This window comes from Nocardioides luteus (assembly GCF_000960475.2).
In the GTDB taxonomy this organism is placed as follows: domain Bacteria; phylum Actinomycetota; class Actinomycetes; order Propionibacteriales; family Nocardioidaceae; genus Nocardioides; species Nocardioides luteus_A.
This window is the reverse complement of sequence record NZ_JZDQ02000055.1, coordinates 1-18,830: the sequence shown is the minus strand read 5'-3', so window position 1 is coordinate 18,830 and position 18,830 is coordinate 1. Positions and strand designations below refer to the sequence as shown.

Annotated in this window: 17 protein-coding genes; 5 read left to right on the top strand and 12 right to left on the bottom strand. The window is 68.6% G+C overall.

Annotation, left to right across the window (positions count from 1 at the left end; translation table 11 throughout):
* Nucleotides 1-265: 265 nt before the first annotated feature.
* The 8 genes from UG56_RS26245 to UG56_RS26210 all read right to left on the bottom strand — a co-directional run bounded on the left by UG56_RS26245 (nt 266) and on the right by UG56_RS26210 (nt 10,953).
* A complete protein-coding gene (locus tag UG56_RS26245; protein ID WP_143055210.1) occupies nt 266-2,404 on the bottom strand; it encodes an N-acetylmuramoyl-L-alanine amidase in 2,139 nt (712 codons plus the stop codon).
* A gap of 220 nt (nt 2,405-2,624) precedes the next feature.
* Nucleotides 2,625-3,422, bottom strand: a complete 798-nt coding sequence (locus tag UG56_RS26240) for an ABC transporter ATP-binding protein (RefSeq protein WP_045549490.1) — start codon at nt 3,420-3,422, stop codon at nt 2,625-2,627.
* A complete protein-coding gene (locus tag UG56_RS26235; protein ID WP_052693708.1) occupies nt 3,419-4,318 on the bottom strand; it encodes an ABC transporter permease in 900 nt (299 codons plus the stop codon). The genes UG56_RS26240 and UG56_RS26235 overlap by 4 nt, the downstream gene beginning before the upstream one ends.
* Nucleotides 4,302-6,302 (bottom strand): glycosyltransferase, encoded by a 2,001-nt coding sequence (locus UG56_RS26230; protein WP_045549489.1) that lies wholly within the window; start codon nt 6,300-6,302, stop codon nt 4,302-4,304. Before UG56_RS26230 ends, UG56_RS26235 begins: the two co-directional genes overlap by 17 nt.
* On the bottom strand, nt 6,299-7,492 hold the full coding sequence (glf, locus tag UG56_RS26225; RefSeq protein ID WP_045549488.1) for a UDP-galactopyranose mutase: 1,194 nt from the start codon (nt 7,490-7,492) through the stop codon (nt 6,299-6,301). The genes UG56_RS26230 and glf overlap by 4 nt, the downstream gene beginning before the upstream one ends.
* A 37-nt stretch (nt 7,493-7,529) precedes the next feature.
* Nucleotides 7,530-8,432, bottom strand: coding sequence for a glycosyltransferase (locus UG56_RS26220; protein ID WP_045549487.1), 903 nt, complete (start codon nt 8,430-8,432; stop codon nt 7,530-7,532).
* Entirely contained in the window at nt 8,429-9,364 is a 936-nt protein-coding gene (locus tag UG56_RS26215) for a glycosyltransferase (RefSeq protein ID WP_045549486.1), read from the bottom strand. Before UG56_RS26215 ends, UG56_RS26220 begins: the two co-directional genes overlap by 4 nt.
* 86 nt (nt 9,365-9,450) lie before the next feature.
* Nucleotides 9,451-10,953 carry an LCP family protein gene (locus UG56_RS26210; RefSeq protein ID WP_045549485.1) on the bottom strand — a complete coding sequence of 501 codons (1,503 nt, stop codon included), beginning with the start codon at nt 10,951-10,953 and terminating at the stop codon, nt 9,451-9,453.
* Nucleotides 10,954-11,066: 113 nt separating this feature from the next.
* On the opposite strand from UG56_RS26210, the gene UG56_RS26205 reads away from it, so the two are divergent.
* The 3 genes from UG56_RS26205 to UG56_RS26195 all read left to right on the top strand — a co-directional run bounded on the left by UG56_RS26205 (nt 11,067) and on the right by UG56_RS26195 (nt 14,016).
* Nucleotides 11,067-12,419: an LCP family protein gene (locus UG56_RS26205; protein ID WP_045549484.1), complete on the top strand. Its 1,353-nt coding sequence runs from the start codon at nt 11,067-11,069 to the stop codon at nt 12,417-12,419.
* A gap of 98 nt (nt 12,420-12,517) precedes the next feature.
* The gene (locus tag UG56_RS26200) at nt 12,518-13,240 is read left to right on the top strand and encodes an ABC transporter ATP-binding protein (RefSeq protein ID WP_045549483.1); all 723 of its coding nucleotides are present in this window, start codon (nt 12,518-12,520) and stop codon (nt 13,238-13,240) included.
* Nucleotides 13,240-14,016, top strand: a complete 777-nt coding sequence (locus UG56_RS26195) for an ABC transporter permease subunit (protein WP_045549482.1) — start codon at nt 13,240-13,242, stop codon at nt 14,014-14,016. The genes UG56_RS26200 and UG56_RS26195 overlap by 1 nt, the downstream gene beginning before the upstream one ends.
* 36 nt (nt 14,017-14,052) lie before the next feature.
* Here the strand turns inward: UG56_RS26195 and UG56_RS26190 are convergent, their stop codons facing one another.
* Both UG56_RS26190 and UG56_RS26185 read right to left on the bottom strand, forming a co-directional pair.
* Nucleotides 14,053-14,730 carry a response regulator gene (locus UG56_RS26190; RefSeq protein WP_045549481.1) on the bottom strand — a complete coding sequence of 226 codons (678 nt, stop codon included), beginning with the start codon at nt 14,728-14,730 and terminating at the stop codon, nt 14,053-14,055.
* Entirely contained in the window at nt 14,727-15,851 is a 1,125-nt protein-coding gene (locus tag UG56_RS26185; protein ID WP_143055209.1) for a sensor histidine kinase, read from the bottom strand. The genes UG56_RS26190 and UG56_RS26185 overlap by 4 nt, the downstream gene beginning before the upstream one ends.
* Before the next feature lie 102 nt (nt 15,852-15,953).
* On the opposite strand from UG56_RS26185, the gene UG56_RS26180 reads away from it, so the two are divergent.
* Nucleotides 15,954-16,853, top strand: coding sequence for a crotonase/enoyl-CoA hydratase family protein (locus UG56_RS26180; protein WP_045550627.1), 900 nt, complete (start codon nt 15,954-15,956; stop codon nt 16,851-16,853).
* Between the two features lie 138 nt (nt 16,854-16,991).
* On the opposite strand, the gene UG56_RS26175 is transcribed toward UG56_RS26180, so the two are convergent.
* Complete coding sequence (locus UG56_RS26175; protein WP_045550626.1) at nt 16,992-17,489, bottom strand: gluconokinase; 498 nt, start codon at nt 17,487-17,489, stop codon at nt 16,992-16,994.
* Entirely contained in the window at nt 17,489-18,229 is a 741-nt protein-coding gene (locus UG56_RS26170) for a dienelactone hydrolase family protein (RefSeq protein WP_045550634.1), read from the bottom strand. Before UG56_RS26170 ends, UG56_RS26175 begins: the two co-directional genes overlap by 1 nt.
* Before the next feature lie 30 nt (nt 18,230-18,259).
* Here UG56_RS26170 and UG56_RS26165 point away from each other — a divergent pair, with 30 nt between their 5' ends.
* Nucleotides 18,260-18,745, top strand: a complete 486-nt coding sequence (locus tag UG56_RS26165; RefSeq protein WP_045550633.1) for an SRPBCC family protein — start codon at nt 18,260-18,262, stop codon at nt 18,743-18,745.
* The last annotated feature ends 85 nt before the right edge of the window (nt 18,746-18,830 follow it).

Sequence of the window (18,830 nt, the reverse complement as noted above, 5' to 3'; positions counted from 1 at the left end):
TCAGAATGTCGATCACCGCCTGGATGATCGCATCGATGATACCCGGATCAGACATGAACAGCCTCCTTTCTAAGTCCCCGAGAAACCCTAGAAATGCGAGACTCCGTCAGCGGAGAAGCGCGCTGCGTCCCCCTTTGTCGCAGACTCGCTGCAAAACACATTAGGCATATGCCACGTGTGCTGTCCATGAAAACCCGCAGAATCACCGCGATAACAGCGATGGACAGCGGACGACTTTCGTCGAGAAGGATTTTCGGATTTGCCGCTATCCGAACTGGTCGTAACCGCGCACGACGCCCATCTGGGTCTTCCGGTCCCAGCCGCCGCTCTGGTTGTGCTCGTAGCCGAACCACATCCCGTCGGACCTGCGGCGCAGCAGCAGGTCGCCGCCGGTGGAGGCGCCGCGCAGATCCTTGGTCGCGAGCATGAAGTCGAAGGCGCTGGTGTCGATGCCGGGGTCGGAGTAGGTGGTCAGACCGCCGGGGCCGTTGGTGCGGAAGATCAGCAGCTTGTCGGAGACCTTGAAGATCACCTCGGGCGAGCCGTCGTCGGCATAGAACCGGCCCGCGCCGATGACCTGGGTCGAGCCGCTCACCGCGCTGCGCATCCGGTAGGAGGCGCCCAGCGCGTTGGTCCCGTGACCGGGCCAGACCCGGATCTCGCCGGTGGGGTGCTTGCCCACGATGTCGGGCCAGCCGTCTCCGGTGATGTCGCTGACGACGTCGATGACCGCGAGGGACTCGAAGTGGCGCCCGATGATGACGCCGCTGGCGAACGTCTCGGTGCCGTTGCCCCGGTTGACCCGGATCGTGCCGTCGGTGTGGCGGATCAGGATGTCGCCGTCACCGTCGCGGTCCCAGTCACCGGCATTCATCAGCGTGGCCGAGGTGCCGCCGATCAGATTGGTCGCCCGCGGCGTACCGAAGTGGGCTGTGCCGTCGGTGCGGATCACGACGATCCGCTTGTCGCCGGCGCGCCGGGCGACGAGGTCGGGGTAGCCGCGACCGCTGATCTGCGACTGCAGCTCGCGTGCGGCCCAGCCGGCCTGCTTCGACCCGGCCTGCGAGCGGATCGTGCTCAGCTTGGCGTAGAGGTAGCGTCCCGGACACGCGGTGGAACCGGCGTCACGGTGGCCCATGATCGCGTGCGCGAAGGTGTGATCGCCGATCCTGGTCGAGCCCTGGTCGCCCCGGACTCCGTGCAGCGACAGCTTCCAGGCGAAGAGTGTGCCGAACGCGTTGACCAGCTCGCTGGAGGGCGCGACGTTGTCGAAGTTGCCGATCGCGGACGCGCCGAAGCTGTAGCTGTTGTAACCCGAGGTGTGGGCACCCACGACGGGGCGGTCGACACCGCCGTAGCGGCCCTCCCAGATCCGGCCGAACTTGTCGATCAGGAAGTTGTAGCCGATGTCGCGCCAGCCACGGCTCTGCACGTGGTAGAGGTAGATGCTCCGGATGATCCCGGGCACCTGGTCCCGGGTGTAGGAGTTGGTGTTGACGGTGTGGTGCACGAACCCGCCGCGGACCTCGTTGTAGTCGGGTGGGCCGGGCTCGCGCACGCTCTCGTCGGCGCCCCACTGACGGCGGCTGTAGATGCTGGGTTTGGCAGTGTACGCAGCAGCCGACAGTGTCGCCGCCTGTCCCTGCTCGGCGCTCCCGGCGTCCTCGGCACCCCGGGCCCGCTCCGGCGTGTCGTCGGCTCCGGTCTCGATCTCGGGAGACTCGCTGCGCGTCGACTCCGCCTCGCCGGGGGTGATCACCGCCAGCCTCAGGTCGGCCGGCACCTGCGCACCGGTCAGCCGCAGCCTGGTCTGCACCTCGTCGACCTCGCCGACGACGGCCTCCATGGTGCCCGGACGCACCCCATCGGCCTCCGCGGAGCCCGGGTCGGGAGCATGGTCGTCGAGATGGACGTCCATCGCCTGCCACTCGCTCCAGGTTCCGGCCTCCAGCGTGCGTACGTCGGCCCCGACCGCCTCCTCCGGCACATCCGCACCGGGCGCCCAGGTGAGCCCGACCGTCCCGAAGCCGTGCACCGGCTGCGGGAGGCTGGTGACGGTCACCGTGTCGCCGCGCGAGGTGGCCTTCTCGGCCTGTGCGGTGAGCCGGCCGATGACTCCGCGCCCGGACTGACGGCCCTTGGCGAGAGGCGCGGTGAGCGATATCTCCTCCAGGTGGGCGTCCACGGGGTCGGTGGGCACCTGCGCCGCCGACTGCGCGACCACCTCGCTCCCGGAGATCGCGGCGTCCCCGGGCCGGACCACCTTCAGGTCGACGACGGTGCTCGCCGGCACCAGCGCGGCCAGGACGACCCCGAGCACGAGCAGCTGCTGGGTCGAGGCGACATAGCGGGACCGAGCTCGCTGAACGTCACTCGACTCCCGTTGCCCGGCCTGCGAAATCATGCGTGGATCCCCCTGGTTCCGTAACACCAGGGAACATCTTTCACATCAGCCACAGAGGACGGAAGAGCCCGCGAAGAACTACAAACCTGTAATTCAGCCCGCGGCTCAGCCGCGCAAACCCGGATCTCGACCCGCTTCGCGGGTTCGCAGGCTCACCCGCTGCACTCGCTCGATCTCTTCGCGTTGCGACCCGGGCGACTTCGTCGCCCGGGTCGCAGGCTCAGACCTCTGCGCCGAGGGCGCTGTCGGCAGCCTCGAGCTGCTTGAGCTTGGCCGACCCCTTGGCGTCGTCCTCACCGTAGTGGAGATACTCGATGCCTTCGTCGACGTCGCCGTCGAAGACCAGGCGGCCCTTCTCCAGGCAGATGACGCGGTCACACATCCGCTTGACCGAGCCGGCGGCGTGGCTGACGTAGACCACGGTGCGGCCGCTGTCGCGGATCTCCTCCATCTTCTCCATGCACTTCTTCTTGAAGGGCTTGTCACCGACGGCGAGAACCTCGTCGGCGAGGAAGATGTCGGAGTCGATGTGGACGGCGACGGAGAACCCCAGGCGCGAGTACTGCCCCGAGGAGTAGTTGCCGACCGGCGAGTTGAGGTGGTCGCCGAGCTCGGCGAACCTCACCACGTCGTCGTAGATCGCCGCGGTCTCGTCCTCGGAGAGGCCGTAGATCGCCGCGTTGAGGAAGATGTTCTCCCGTCCGGACAGCTGCGGGTGGAAGCCCGCACCCGTCGCGATCAGGCCGGCGATCTGGCCGCGCGTCTTCACGACACCCTGGTCGGGGCGCATGACGCCGCTGATCAGCTTGAGCAGCGTCGACTTGCCCGAGCCGTTGAGGCCCATCAGGCCGACCGACTCGCCCTGCTTGATCGTGAAGCTGATGTCGTCCAGCGCCTTGAAGGTGTTGGAGACGGCCTGGCCCTTGATCTTGGCGACCGTGATGTCCTTGATGCTGCGGTGGTAGCGGAGCGTGAAGTTCTTGGTGACCCCGTCCACCACGATCGAGTCGGCGCTCATGTCAGACGCTCCGGAATCTTGTTCTCGTGCTTGCTGAAGATCAGCTGGGCGATCACCAGGATGACCAGCGAGGCGCCGAACGCCACCAGACCGAAGACCCACAGGTTCTCGGGCAGGTGCTTGGTCGCGGTCGCCTCCGGGTTCGGGGTCACCCCGACCCAGAAAGCCTGCTGGAAGAGCAGCACCGCGTCCGCGATCGGGTTGAGCAGGTAGATCCAGGATTTGTCCCCGAGCGCATCCTGGATCATCGAGAACGGATACATCATCGGGACGCCGAACCGGATGTAGTTGGTCACGATGTTGACCACGCTGCCGAAGTCGCGGAAGAAGACGTTGGCCAGGCTGAAGATCAGCGCCAGGGCGGTGCCCAGCGCCATCACGATGCCAAGCGCCAGCAGCAACGACGGGATCGTCTCCCAGGACGGCTGCCATCCGCTGAACACGCAGACGACCAGGAGGATCAGCGCTGCCGGCACCAGGTGGTAGAGCGAGACCAGCATCGAGGCGACCGGGAACATCTCCTTCGGCATCGCCATCTTCTTCAGCAGGCCCTTGTTGCCGAGCAGGGAACGCGTCCCGGCCCCGAAGGTCTCGGTGAAGAAGTGGACGATGACGAGCCCGGCGAAGAGGTGGACCGGGTAGTTGTCCATCCCGTGGTCGGCGCCCATGATCTTGCCCATGAAGAGCCAGTAGACGAGGAACTGCGTCAGCGGGTTGATGTAGGACCAGAAGACGCCCAGCATCGAGTTGGAGTAGCGACCGCTGATCTCGCGCTGCACGAGCAGCTTGAGGAGGTAGCGGCGCTTGAAGACCGAGAGCAGCCCGAGGTTCTCAGCGGGAGGTGCCAGCGGCGCGTCGACGATCCGTACGGGACGTTCCTCAACTCCGGTTGCCATCGGTCTCCTTCCACGGTTCGAACGTCTTCTCCCAGGCCTCGGGCGAGGTGAAGTCGCTCAGCTTCGAGCGGTACTCCTCGGCCAGCTTGGGCCACTGGCGCTTGAGCCGGCGGTGCACCTTGATGGTGTCCTTCAGCATCTGGTTGAAGAGCTTCTTGTCGCGGCGGTAGAACGCAGCGCCCTGCTGGTCGTTCATCGACACGATGGCGCTGTCGTACTTGGTGATTCGGTACCACTGGTTGTCCATCGCGGCGAGCTCCGCCTCGGGGAACTCCATGGAGAGCTTGCGCGGCTTCATGAGCTGCCGGATCGGCGCCTTGAGCGCGGCCAGCTTGACCTCGCGGTTGGTCGGGACCTCGGTGTCCTCCTTGCCCTTGCGCGGCGGCTTGTGGCGGCGCACCGGCGGGAACTCGTCACGGTCGGCCTTGAGCTGAGCGTCCGGGAAGTCCTTGACCATCTCGCGTACGGCCGGAAGCTGGGTCGCGAGGGTCTCGTGGAGCTTCTCGGGGCCGGCGAGCACGTCGAGCAGCGCCTGGTGGCGCAGCAGGACCGTCGAGTACTGCATCGAGACCAGGTGCTTGATCTGGTGGGAGAACGACTCGGTGACCATCCGGCCACCGTCGTCGTAGATCGAGTGCAGCAGCGCGGCGACGAAGCGGTTGCGCTGGTGGAAGTAGGACTGCCAGTCGAGGGCGTCGTTCTTGTCGGTCCACGGGACGTGCCACACGGCCGCACCCGGGAAGGAGACGGTCGGGAAGCCGGCCGCCTTCGCACGCAGGCCGTACTCGGAGTCGTCCCACTTGATGAAGACCGGCAGCGAGAGCCCGATCTCCTCGATCACCTTGCGCGGGATCAGGCACATGAACCAGCCGTTGAAGTCCACGTCGACGCGCTTGTGCAGCCAGCGGGTCGAGCGCAGGTTGCGCGCACCGAAGTCCCAGTCGCCGTAGACGCCCGGAGCCGACTGCCACCAGAACCGCCACGGCTGGACGATCTCGCCGTAGGAGTGCAGGCGCGACTTGGCGTAGAGCGAGAACATGTGGCCGCCGACGATGGTCGGCCGCTTGGCGAGGTCACCGAAGGTGATCGCGCGGATGATGCCCTCGGGCTCGCAGACGACGTCGTCGTCCATCATCAGCGCGTACGTCGCGGTGCCCTTGCGCAGCGACTCGAGCTGACCACGCGCGTAGCCGCCGGAGCCGCCGAGGTTGCCCTGCTCGATGATGTGCAGCAGGTCGCCGAGGGCCTTCTCCGCCGCCGGGAACTCGACGTCGTCGACGACCTTCTTGGTGCCCTGCTCCATCACGAAGACGGTGTCGAGGTAGGGGCGCAGCTGCTCGTCCTCACCCATCTGCGCGAGCAGCTTGGCGCAGAAGTCGGGCTTGTTCATCGTGGTGACGCAGATGTCGACGGTGCCGTGCTCGGCACGGTCGTCGGGGACCTCCGCGGTCCACTCGGCTGAGGTGATGACGGCGTCTTCGTCGGAGGCGACGACGTCGTACCAGTACCAGCCGCCGTCGACGAACGGCTTCAGCGGCAGGTCGAAGGTGAAGGTGCCCTCGGGGTTGGTGCCGGTGTCGGCGGCGTCGACGCGCTGGGAGCGGCCGTTGGCCATCGACTTGTAGACGATCACGCTGGCGCCACGGCCCTGGAGCGAGACGGTCAGCTTCACGTTGTCGACCACGGTGTGCCGGCGCCAGTAGCTGGCCGGGAACGCGTTGAAGTAGGTGCCGAGCGAGAGCCGCTCGCTCTTCAGGATCCGCAGCGCCGTACGCGACTCGATCTGGTCGGGGTGGATCTGGGTGCCGTCGTTGATCGACTGGCGGATCTGGGCGTTGTTCAGCGCCTGGGCCGTCTTGTCGGAGCCGACCTCGTACTTGTCGGCGTCGAGGATGGCAGCCTGGTTGTCGACGTAGAGCGGGAGTACGTCGGAGTCACGGTCCAGGGGCAGGATCTGCCGCTGGAGCAGTCGGGTCACGCTCATTCGTCAACGCCTCCGGAGGTGAGCGGGGTGCCGTCCTCGAAGTGGGGACGGAGCTTGTTCTCGAACATGGTGAGCGCGGACGCGATCGCCATGTGCATGTCCAGGTACTTGTAGGTGCCGAGGCGGCCGCCGAAGAGCACCATCGGCTCCTTCTTGGCCAGGTCGCGGTAGACCAGGATCTTCTCGCGGTTGTCGGCGGTGTTGATCGGGTAGTACGGCTCGTCGCCCTCCTGGGCGAAGCGGCTGTACTCCCGCACGAGGACGGTCTTGCCGGGCTTGTAGCGGTCGGCACGCTCGGGGTGGAGGTGCTTGAACTCGAGCTCACGGGTGAACGGGACCTCGGGGTCGTTGGCGTTCACCACGCCGGTGCCCTGGTAGTCGTCCACGTCGAGGATCTCGGACTCGAGGTCCACGGTGCGCCAGGAGAGCTTGCCGGCGGAGAAGCCGAAGTATTCGTCGACCGGACCGGTGTAGACGATCGGGACCTTGCCCTTGTAGTCGTCGACGACGGTGAAGAAGTCGGTGTCGAGCATGACCGTGATGTTCGGGTGGTCGGCCATCCGCTCCAGCCACGCGGTGTAGCCGTCGACCGGGAGACCCTCGTACTTGTCGTTGAAGTAGCGGTTGTCGAAGGTGTAGCGGACCGGGAGGCGCGTGATGATGTCGGGCGACAGCTCCTTGGGGTCCTTCTCCCACTGCTTGGCGGTGTAGCCCTTGATGAAGGCCTCGTAGAGCGGGCGGCCGATCAGCGAGATCGCCTTCTCCTCGAGGTTCTGGGCGTCCTCGGTCTTGAACTCGCTGGCCTGCTCGGCGATCAGCGCGCGCGCCTCGTCGGGGGTGTGCGACTTCCCGAAGAACTGGTTGATCAGCGCCAGGTTCATCGGCAGGGAGTAGACCTGCCCCTTGTACTTCCCGAAGACCTTGTGCTTGTAGTCGGTGAAGTCGGTGAACTTCCGCACGTAGTCCCACACCTTCTCGTTGGAGGTGTGGAAGAGGTGGGTGCCGTACTTGTGCACCTCGATGCCGGTCTCCTCGTCGAACTCGGAGTAGGCGTTGCCACCGATGTGGGGACGGCGCTCGATGATGAGCACCTTCTTGTCCAGCTCGGAGGCGGCGCGCTCGGCGATGGTCAGGCCGAACAGGCCGGAGCCGACGATGACGAGGTCAGGAGTGGTTTCAGGGGAGGACACGATCGCTCAGTCTAGGTCTCTGTGGGTAAGGGGTCGGTCAGGAGGAGGTGGGGACGGTGCGCATACCCCGCGCGGCGCGCAGGGCCTTGATCACGTTGACGGCTTCGTGCTTGCCGCCTCGCAACGGGCTGAGGAGGACCACAGCCGCGGTGATGAGCCAGGGCTTGAGACGCACGAGGACGTTCTCGCCGTAGCGGAGGTGGACGACGAAGAGGTTGCGGTACATGTAGAAGCCCTTCCAGCCGGCCAGGTCGTGCTGCTGGCTGAAGTCGAGCTGTCGCACGAGCACCGCGTCGCGTACGGCCCAGATGGTGCGGCCGGAGCGACGGGCGCGGATCGCGAGATCCACGTCGTCGTAGAAGATGAAGTAGGAGGGGTCGGGGAGGCCGATCTCCTCCAGGACGGTGCGGCGGATCATGAAGCCCTCGAAGGCGACGTTCTCCACCGGAACCCGCTCGGGCATGGCGGCGCGGGTCGGGTAGGTGTCCATGACCGCGGCGGTCTTGGGCTTGATCGCGAGCGGGTTGCGCAGGTCGAACTTCAGCGCGGCCAGCTCGATCAGGTCGCCGTTGCGGTCCTCGCGCACCGAGAAGAGGCAGTCCTCGTCCTGGGCGAGCAGCACCGCGAGGCAGTCGTGGGCCGGGACGACGTCGTCGTCGATCAGGTAGAGCCGGTCCCAGCCCTGCTCGACCGCGGCCTTGGTGCCGAGGTGGAAGCCGCCGGCGCCGCCGAGGTTCTCCGGGCTGTCGATGACCTGGAGGTTGGGCGTGACCGCCTCGGCGAGGACCTGCGCGGTGTGGTCCGTGGAGGCATTGTTCACCACGATCACGGCATCGGCGGGCTGGTCGAGCTTGGTGAGCCCGTCGAGCAGCCCGCGCAGCATGTCGGCGCGGTTGTAGGTGACGACGACGATCGCGACCGTCTCACGGGTGGTGCTCAACGAAGGAACCTCTCGTGTCCACTGAAGTCCCCCCGGACAGCCGCCCACCACGCCTGGACCGACAGCCGGATGCGGCTCGGCTGCGGCTTGGTGAGCAGGTAGAACCATAGAGTCTTCGCCACGAAAGCCAAAGCGAAGGGCCACCCTCGGTAGTCGCGCAGGTTGAGCAGGTTGTTGCGCGCCATGCAGTAGTGCTTCAGGTCGCTGGGCGTGTGGTTGTACGTCGCCTTCCCCCACGCCATCGGGGTCCCGAGGTCGCCCACGGCCGGGTGGCGCACCTGAGCGCCGACGACGGTCGCGATCCGGGCCCCGGCCTGCTCGGCTCGGAGGCGGTATTCGTGGTCGTCGCCCCAGATGAAGTACTCCGCCCGGGGGTAGCCGATCCGCTCCACCAGGTCGCGGGTGACCAGGACCCCGTTGAACGGGATCACGATGTCCTTGATCAGGCCGTCGGTGGCGGCCGCCTCGACGTCGGCGAGCCGGTGCACGACCTTGGAGCGGCCCGGGAGCCGGATCGGGAAGACCAGGCGGCCGGGGTCGTCCTCGTCGACGACGAGCGGGCCCCAGAAGTCGAGATCGGTCTGCTTGAGCAGCAGCGCCAGGCAGTCGGCGTCGGGCAGGCCGTCGTCGTCCATCAGCCAGACCAGGTCGGCGCCGCGCTCGATCGCCAGCTCCAGGCCGTCGTGGAAGCCGCCGGCGCCACCGCTGTTGCGCTCCAGGGTGCGGGCGAGCACCGGGACCTGGCGCTGACCCGGCTCCTCGGCGCCGTCGAGCCCGGCGAGCCACTGCGACGTACCGTCGGTGGAGGCGTTGTCGATGACGATCACCTCGTCGAGGCCGTCGACCACGTCGAGCCGCTCCAGCAGTCGCTGCAGCAGCTCGAGACGGTTGAAGGTCACCACGACGGCGGCGACACGATTGCTCCCTGGCACGGATCCAGACTAGCCGCGACCGCGGGGTATCCCGGGAATCAGCGAGTCGCCGTGACGCCTCGTTAACACGCTGTTCAACACGCCGTTCAGCACGCCGAGGCGAGGTCGTCGGTCGCGTTGGCCTGGTAACCCTTGTTGCGCGAGCCCAGGGAGCCGCCGGTGACGGGACCGCTCTTGTCGGAGTCGCCGGAGGCCTTGGGCTTGTTCCCCGCCGCCGGCGCCTTGGTCTCTCCGTCGTCGCCGGTGCTGGGCGAGGCGAAGACCTCCTCCTTCTTCGGAGTCGCCTTCTTCACCGCCTTGCGCACCTCGGCGTGGATGTCGGACATGTTCGGGTCGGCGGTGTCGACCAGCGGCGGCACCAGCGAGAGCGTCGAGATCTTCTGCGACTTCGCCTTCAGCGCCAGCGCCGAGAACCGCTCGATCTCGCCCGGCGGGATCGTGGTGGTGATCGTGGAGCCGGTCGCCTTCGCGACGTCCTGGTAGTGGCGTACGACGTCGGCCGGGCTGGTCTGCTGCAGGATCGCGTTCAGGACGCACTTCTGGCGGGCCATCCGGGAGTAGTCGTCGGAGTCGTGACGGGCCCGGGCGTACCAGAGGGTCTCCCAGCCGTCGAGCTTCTTCACCCCTGGCTGGATGTGTGTGTAGAACTTGTCGGAGGGGAGGCCGACCGGGATCGGCTGGCGTACGTTCAGGGTGACTCCCCCGATGGCGTCCACGATCTCCTGGAAGCCGTTGAGGTCGACGATCGCGTAGTAGCTGATCTGCAGGTCGGTGATGCCCTCGACGGCGTCGACCGTGGCGGCCATGCCGGGGTGGTCCTCGCCCTTGTAGAGCTCCTTGTGGTCCTCCGCCCAGGTGCTCACGCCGTTGAGGTAGCACCCGTCGCAGTCGAAGCCGCGCGGGAACTTCTTGTCCATCGGGGAGCCGTCGGCGAAGGTGAACTTCTGCATGTTGCGCGGCAGGCCGATGAGGACGGTGCGACCGGTGACCGCGTCGATCGAGGCGACCGTGAGCGAGTCGGGGCGCAGGCCCCAGCGGGTCTTCCCGCCGTCGGAGTCGGCACCGGCCAGCAGGACGTTGAAGCGGCCGTTGTGGGCCTCGGCGGCCTCCGCGCCGGCGAAGATCGCCTCGACCATGCCCTTGTGCACGCCGACCAGGTGGGCACCGAAGAGCAGGGTCGCGGCGACGGAGAAGGCCAGCGCGCCGTTGATCGCGACCACGACGCGGCGCTGCTTGAGCTCGAGCTCGAGCGGGCGACCCAGGCGCCAGGCGTCCACGAAGAGGGCGGCCCAGGCGATGGCTCCGGCGATGAGGCCGATGCGGAAGAGACCCAGCAGCCACGGGGTGGTGCCGAGCCGGAAGATCAGGCCGTGCCACAGCAGGGAGATCCCGAAGACCAGTCCGCCGGTGACCGCGAGACCGATGACGGTCCAGATCGCGATCCGGCCGACCCGGCGGTTGCCGGCGACGAGCTGCGCGGATCCCGGCAGGAGCAGCGTGATCAGCAGCAGCGCCATGGCACGGCGGAACCGCACGCGGGAGGCGCGCTCGGCGGCCGTACGCTGAGGCCGGTAGGTCTGGTCAGCCATCTCAGGTCCCTCGGGTGAAGAGTTTGCATCGCCAGTATCACTAGTCACACACGTAACAGAGTGGTTCGACGCGCCGACCAACTCTAGTCGCCCGGCACGGTACGTTTGAGCGCATGCCAAACCCCCGCTCTCCTGGCAACCCGAACGATCCCCGGTCGCAGCAGTACGGCTGGGCGTACGGCAATGGCCAGCCTGCTCAGGGCTCCGGACCGGAGCCCACCAACGTCATGCCGACCGTACGGCGCCCCTCCGCCGGCTCGCCACCTCCGGCGCCGCCGCGTGGCGGCTATGACCGACCGCTGCCGCAGCCGGGTCAGATCGCGCCCACGCCCGGTCAGGGCGGCTACGGCAACCAGGGCTACGGCAACCAGGGCTATGACCAGGGCTACAACCAGGGCTGGAGCCAGCCGAGCGAGTACGGCGGCGGCAACGGCGGCTACGGGGGTCCGGGCGACGGTTACGGCGGTGGTCGCGGGGGCCGCCGGCCGCGGCCCAAGAAGCGCCACCCGTTCCGTACCTTCGTCGCCATCGTGATGATCCCGGTCCTGATCCTGGTCGGCGCGGTGGCGTGGATCGGCATCAGCGCCTGGAACAAGGTCGACAAGGTCCCCTACGTGCCGACCGCCGGCGAGCGTCCCGCGGACCAGCCCGGCACGACCTACCTCATCGTCGCCAGCGACTCCCGCGAGGGCCTGACCGCCGAGGAGAAGAAGAAGCTGCACACCGGCGACGCCGCCGGCAGCCGCACCGACACCATCAAGCTGCTGCACACCGGCGCCGGGAAGACGATCGTGGTCACGATCCCTCGTGACTCGCTGGTGCCGATCCCCGGCCACGGCACGACCAAGATCAACGCGGCCTTCGCCTACGGCGGCCCCGAGCTGCTGACCCAGACGATCGAGCAGAACACCGGCGTACGCATCGACGGCTACGTCGAGATCGGTATGGGTGGCCTCGCCCGGCTGGTCGACGGCGTCGGTGGCGTCAGGATCTGCCCGAAGCAGGACATGAAGGACAAGCTGGCCGGCCTGGACATCAAGAAGGGCTGCCAGGACGTCGACGGCGCGACCGCCCTGGCCTACGCCCGTTCGCGTCACGTGGAGAGCACCGGCGACCTGGCGCGAGGCGTCAACCAGACCGAGGTCATCTCCGGCATCGGGAAGAAGATGACCAACCCCGCGACCGTGCTCAACCCGTTCAAGCTGGCCGAGATGGGCAAGGGCGCCGAGGGCGTCAAGGTCGGCAAGGGTATGAGCGTCATCGGCGGCGCGAAGTTCGCCTGGGCGTTCAAGGCCCTCGCCGGCGGCTCGGCGATGACCTGCGGTGTTCCGATCTCCGACATGAGCGTCCACTGGAACAAGGAGGACGCCCTGACCATGTTCGGTCACATCAAGGACGACACCGTCGACCAGATGCCGACCGACATCTGCACCCCGACCGGTCTGCCGAAGAGCATCACCGGCTGAGTCTGCACCTTCGCAAGCCGTCCCTACCGACTTTCGTCGGTAGGGACGGCTGCTTTTCGTCCACTGTCGCCGGCTGCGTACGTCCCTAGGTTCGACGCATGATCACTTTGGACCACCTGACCAAGAGATACGGCGCGACCACCGCGGTCGACGATCTCTCCCTGCGGATACAGCCCGGCCGGGTCACCGGCTTCCTCGGCCCGAACGGCGCCGGCAAGTCCACCACGATGCGGATGATCCTCGGCCTGGACCGGCCGACGTCGGGGACCGCCACCATCGACGGCCGCCCCTACGCCACGCTGCAGCGGCCGCTGCGCGAGGTCGGTGCGCTGCTGGACGCTCGTGCCGTGCACCCGGGACGGAGGGTGCGTACGCATCTGGTGGCGATGGCGCGGAGCAACTCGATCCCGGTGGCCCGGGTCGACGAGGTGCTCGAACGGGTCGGCCTGGCCGGGGTGGCCCGGCGGCGGGCGGGGAGCCTCTCGCTGGGGATGAGCCAGCGGCTCGGGATCGCGGGGGTGCTGCTCGGCGACCCACGGGTGATGCTCTTCGACGAGCCGGTCAACGGGCTCGACCCCGACGGGGTGCTGTGGATCCGCAGGCTGCTGAGGTCGCTGGCCGCGGAGGGGCGTACGGTCCTCGTCTCCAGCCACCTGATGAGCGAGATGCAGCAGACCGCCGACCACCTGGTCGTCCTCGGCCGCGGGCGGCTGCTCGCGGACGCCTCGATGGCCTCGTTCCTCGCCGGACACTCCTCGCTGGAAGAGGCCTACTTCCGGCTGACCGCGGGAAGCGTCGAGTACGCCGGGGAGGTGGCCTGATGCTTGCCGCGATCTCGTCCGAATGGACCAAGCTCTGGTCGGTCCGCTCGACCTGGTGGTGCCTGATCGGCGCGGCCGCGCTGATGGCGCTCTACTCGGTCCCGCTCGGCTTTGACGCCGCCGAGCCCAACCCGGACATGTCCCACGCCGACCAGCTGCTCCACGTCGAGGACGTCGCCACCGCGGGGCTGCTGTTCACCCAGTTCGCGCTGATCGCGCTGGCCCTGCTGACGGTGACCTCGGAGTACGCCTCCGGCAGCATGCGCACCACGCTGCAGTGCGAGCCCCGGCGTGGCCGGGTGCTGGTCGCCAAGCTCGTCGTGGTCGAGGTGGTCGCGCTGGTCGCCGGCGCGCTCCTCGCCCTCCTGGGCGCGGGGCTCGGCTACCTGACCGCGGGTGACTACGGCGTCTTCGACCTCTCCGCGGTGGCCACGGTGGCCGGGAAGGTCAGCGTCTACCTGGGTGTCGTCGTCGCGCTGGCCATCGGGCTGGCGGTCGGTCTGCGCAGCACGGCGGGGGCGCTGGTCGTGGCCTTCCTGGCGCTCTTCCTGCTGCCGATGGTGCTGATGATGAGCGGGATGGACCTGATGACCGATGTGTCCTACTACCTGCCGGGGACAGCGGGCACGGAGTATCTCGGCATCGGGATCGCGACCCTCTTCGGTCTCGACGACGGGATCCCCTACGACGGCACCGGCGGCCTCGGGCTGCTCGCCGCCTGGTCGGTGGTCACGCTGCTGGCCGGCTACCTGGTGCTCCGCCGGCGCGACGCCTGAGGTCTCGACAAGCTCGACCACCGGAGCGGGGCTCGATCACCGGGTCGCTTGGTCCTCGCTCACGAGCCCTGCCTCGTGGGCGAGGACCGCTGCCTGCACCCGGTTGCGTACGCCGAGCCGACCGAAGGCGCTGCTCAGATAGGCCTTCACGGTCCCCTCCACGAGGTGGAGCCGGCGGCCGATCTCGGCGTTGGAGAGCCCCGCGCCGACCAGCGCCATCACGTCACGCTCACGGTCGGTGAGCGCGGCGACCTTGGCCCGGGCATCGGCGGCCCGGGACATCCGGTCGCCGGCTCCGGCACCGATCTCGGCGATGACCCGCTGGGCGACGCGTGGGGACAGGAAGGCGGCACCGTCGGCGACCGCGTGCACGCCCGCGAGCAGCTCGCGCGGGTCGCCCGACTTGAGCAGGAACCCGCTGGCGCCGTCGCCGAGCGCTCGGGCGATGTAGGCGTCCTCGGAGAAGGTGGTCAGCATGACCCGCGCGGTCTCCGGGGCAGTCCGGGCGATCTCGGCGGCGGCCGCCAGACCGTCCATCCGCGGCATCCTGACGTCGAGCAGCGCCACGTCGGGCCGGTGTCGCTGGGCGGCATCGACCGCCGCGCGCCCGTCTGCGGCCTCCGCGACGACCTCGATCGCCTCGTCGGTCTCCAGGATCGCGCGGACGCCGGCCCGCACCATCGCCTCGTCGTCGGCGAGCAGCACCCGGATCACAGGACGACCTCAGACCGGTGGCGAGCCGGCAGGTCGGCGACCACCTCGAAGCCTCCGCCCGTCGTGGGGCCGTGACGCAGCGTGCCGCCGGCGGCGCGGGCCGCCTCCTCGAGCCCGGCCAGGCCCAGCCCGGTCGTCGTGCCGGCTCGCGGCGGCAGGGTCGCGCGGCCGTTGCTCACCGAGAGACGTACGCCGTCGGGCTCGCGCTCCTCGACCGAGACCGTCACCGCCGATCCCGGAGCGTGCCGGGCGGCGTTCGTGAGCGCCTCCTGCACGATCCGGTGCGCGGCCGCATCTCGCACCGGGGCGGCGCCCTCGTCGAGCGAGCCGATGAGGCGTACGTCCATCCCGGACTCACGCGCGCGCTCGATCAGGCCGCCGATCCCGTCCGCAGCGGGGGCCAGCGGCGCGTCCTCGGCGGCGGGCCGCAGGACGCCCACGATCTCACCGAGCCGTTCGGTGGCACCGGCAGCGGCCGCGCGGATGTCGCCGGCCGCCTTCTGGTGGGGCCCAGAGAGACCCGGCGCCACCTCGAGCGCACCGGCGCGCAGCGCGATCAGGCTGAGCTCGTGCCCCAGCGAGTCGTGCATCTCCTGGGCGATCCGGGCGCGCTCGGTGAGCTGGGCCTGCTCGATCTCGGTCGAGTGGTGCCGAGCGACCTGACGCAGGTAGCGGCCGCTGAGCCACGGCAGCGCCATGAAGATGATCATGTTGCCGGCCATCGCGACCTGCACCCCGCCGCCGTTGACGACGGCGTCCAGCACGCTCAGCGTCACGACGGCGACCGCCACCACGAGGGCCGACGGCCACACCTGGTCAGCCCATCTGCCGACGAGGAAGCTCACCAGGGCCGCGAACGCGACGTAGCTGATCAGGATCCAGCCGTCGTTGGCGACCACCGTGCCACCGACCAGTGCACACACGATGGCGACCGCGAGCGCAGGATGCGCTCGCCGCACGCACATCGCGACGGCGACGCCGACGATGCCCACGAGTGCCGACCAGCCGGACCACTGCGGGTGACCGGCACCGCTCATGTAGAGGTGCTCGGCGGCGACCGCCACGACGAGCAGTCCCGAAAGGATCGACTCCCATAGGCGGGGCCGGCGCAGCAGACTCACGCTCACCACGGTAATTGCCGCCCTGCGCCGGATGTACTGACTTTCGACAGTACGCAGACCCGGCCTTCCGTAGACGAACGCCGTCGATACAGACTGTGACCCATGGCTTACGAGACCTTGACCTTCGACGTGGACGCCGACGGCATCGCGCTCCTGACCCTCAACCGCCCCGACGCGCTCAACTCGTTCACGGTGACGATGGCGCGCGAGCTGGAGGAGGTCTTCACCACCGACGCGATGGCCGACGAGGTGCGCGCGGTGATCGTGACCGGCGCCGGGCGGGCCTTCTGCGCGGGGATGGACCTCTCGGCCGAGGGCAACGTGTTCGGTCTCGACGAGTCGCTGCACCCCACGCCGGAGAAGCTCGCCGAGCACCTCGCCGACCCGGCCAAGCACCCCGAGTACGCCGACGGCGTACGCGACACCGGCGGCAAGGTCACCCTCGCCATCCACGCGCTCCCCAAGCCGGTGATCGCCGCGGTCAACGGCCCGGCGGTCGGGATCGGCGCGACGATGCTGTGCGCGATGGACGCGCGGCTGGCCTCCTCCAAGGCGAAGATCGGCTTCGTCTTCGGCAAGCTCGGCATCGTCCCCGAGGCCTGCTCGTCCTACTTCCTGCCGCGCGTCGTGGGCATCCCCCGGGCGCTGGAGTGGCTCTACACCGCCGAGATCCTCGATCCCGACCAGGCCCTCGACGGTGGGCTGGTCCGCAGCATCCACCTGCCCGACGAGCTGCTGCCCGCCGCCTTCGAGCTGGCCCGCAAATTCACCCAGAACCGGTCGCCGGTCGGCACCGCCCTCGTCCGGCAGCTGATCACCCGCAACGCCTCCGCACGCCACCCGCTCGAGGCCCACCTCACCGACTCGCTGGCGATGTTCTACGCCTCGATCGGCGACGGCAAGGAGGGAGTCGCGGCGTTCCTGGAGAAGCGCAACCCGGAGTTCACCGCGAAGGCGTCCGAGGTCCCGGACGTCTTTTTACGCTCTGACCTGCAGCGATAGCCGATCGCCCCTGTACCTCAGGGGGGATCCTGAGTTACCGTCGAACTGGGCCCACCCGCTGGTCCCTCACCCGGGTGTGGCCGCGGCCGACACGCAGTGCCCAACCCGAGATGGGCGCGTGTCGGCCGCATCTCGGCGTCACTCGCCGAGGACTCGCACGTACTCCTCGACGATCGCGTCGACCGGCTGGTCGACGTCGATGGCGCACCCCGCCTCGTCCGCCTCGAGCGGCTCGAGCGTGTTGAACTGGCTGTCCAGGAGCGAGGCCGGCATGAAGTGGCCCGGTCGGCTCGCCTGACGTCTCGCGATCACCTCGCGGGTGCCCACCAGGTGGAGGAAGGTCGCCTCCGCACAGTGCCGGCGGAGCTGGTCGCGATACTTCCGCTTCAGCGCCGAGCAGCTCATCACCCCACCGCGGTCCGCGTGCCTGGCGAGCCACTCCCCGACGGCTTCCAGCCACGGGTAGCGGTCATCGTCGTCGAGCGCGATCCCGGCGGTCATCTTGTCGATGTTGGCCTGCGGGTGCAGGTCGTCGGCGTCCTCGAACGGAACCCGCAGCCTGCCCGCGATCGCGGCCCCGATGGTCGACTTCCCCGAACCCGAGACACCCATCACGACCAGCACCGGTTTCGCCATCACGCCATCGTACGGGCGTAGAGGGCCTCGAGCTCGGCGAAGTGCCGCTTCGCTCCCGCCTCCTGATAGGAGGAGGTGTCCGCCATGGTGTAGCCGTGCGGGGCGTCGGGGTAGATGAGGTTCGTGTGGGCGACCCCGGCGGCGTCCAGCGCCCGGCCGAGCTCGGCGACGTTCTCCGGCGTCATCGAGCGGTCGTGGTCGGCATGCCCGAAGTAGTACTCCGCCTTCGTCCCGGCGATGCAGGTGTGCGGTGAGTCCTTCTCCGTCGTGGCCAGCCCGCCGCCGTGGAACCCGCCGACCGCGACGAACTCGTCGGGGAACCGCCCCGCGGTCCGTACCGCGATCCGCGCGCCCATGCAGTAGCCGTGGGTCGCGAGGGGGCCCGAGACGTACGACCTGAGGGTCTGGACGTACGCCGGGATGTCGGCCGCGAGCCGAGCCACCGTGAGGCCGCGGACCCGGGCCATCGCACCGTTGGCGAAGAACGCGTCCCTGGCTGCGGGATCACGCAGGTCGGCGGTCGGCGCCAGCTCGGCCACGCTGCCGTCGCGGTAGAACGCGTTGGGCGCGAGCACGACGTAGCCCCAGGAGGCGACCCGCTCGATCATCTCGGCCAGCTGGGGCCGGAGACCGATGGCGTCCATGTAGACGAGAACACCGCCCTTCGGCTCCCCCTCGGGCCGGGCCAGATAGGCCTCGGCGGTGCCGTCCGGTGTCTCGATGTCGATCTGTTCAACCACGGCGATCACGCTACTGCCATGCTCGTAGGCATGACCCAGCACCCAGAAGCGCTGCACCTCGAGTCCTCCCGAGCGGTCCCGGTGGAGCCCGAGAAGGCCCTCGACCTCGTCCTGCCCGCCCCGCTGCCGCGGATCTTCGGTCGTCGGTACGCCGCGATCACCCCGATCGCCGAGGTCCGCGACCAGGCCGGCGACTGGAGCTCCGCCGGCGAGACCCGCACGATCGTCCTCGCCGACGGCGCCACGATGCGTGAGACCCTGACGGCCATCGACGCCCCGACGTCGTTCTCCTACGAGATCACACCGCTCTCCGGCCCGCTCAAGCTCCTGGTCGGTCACGTCGCCGGCCGCTGGTCCTTCGCCCCCGCCGGCACGGGCACCCGGATCACCTGGTCGTGGGACGTCACCCCCACCTCGTCTGCCGCCTCCTTCGCCATGCCTGTGTTCGGGTGGATGTGGAAGGGGTACGCGCGGCAGAGTCTGGAGTCGCTCGAGGAGCTGTTGGTCGGGGCCTGAGGCTTTGCTCTTGCAGGCCGGCGGGTTGGTGCGCTTTGTGGCGGGTGTTTGCCGCCGACCCGTTACGGGAGCGTGTTCTCGCCGG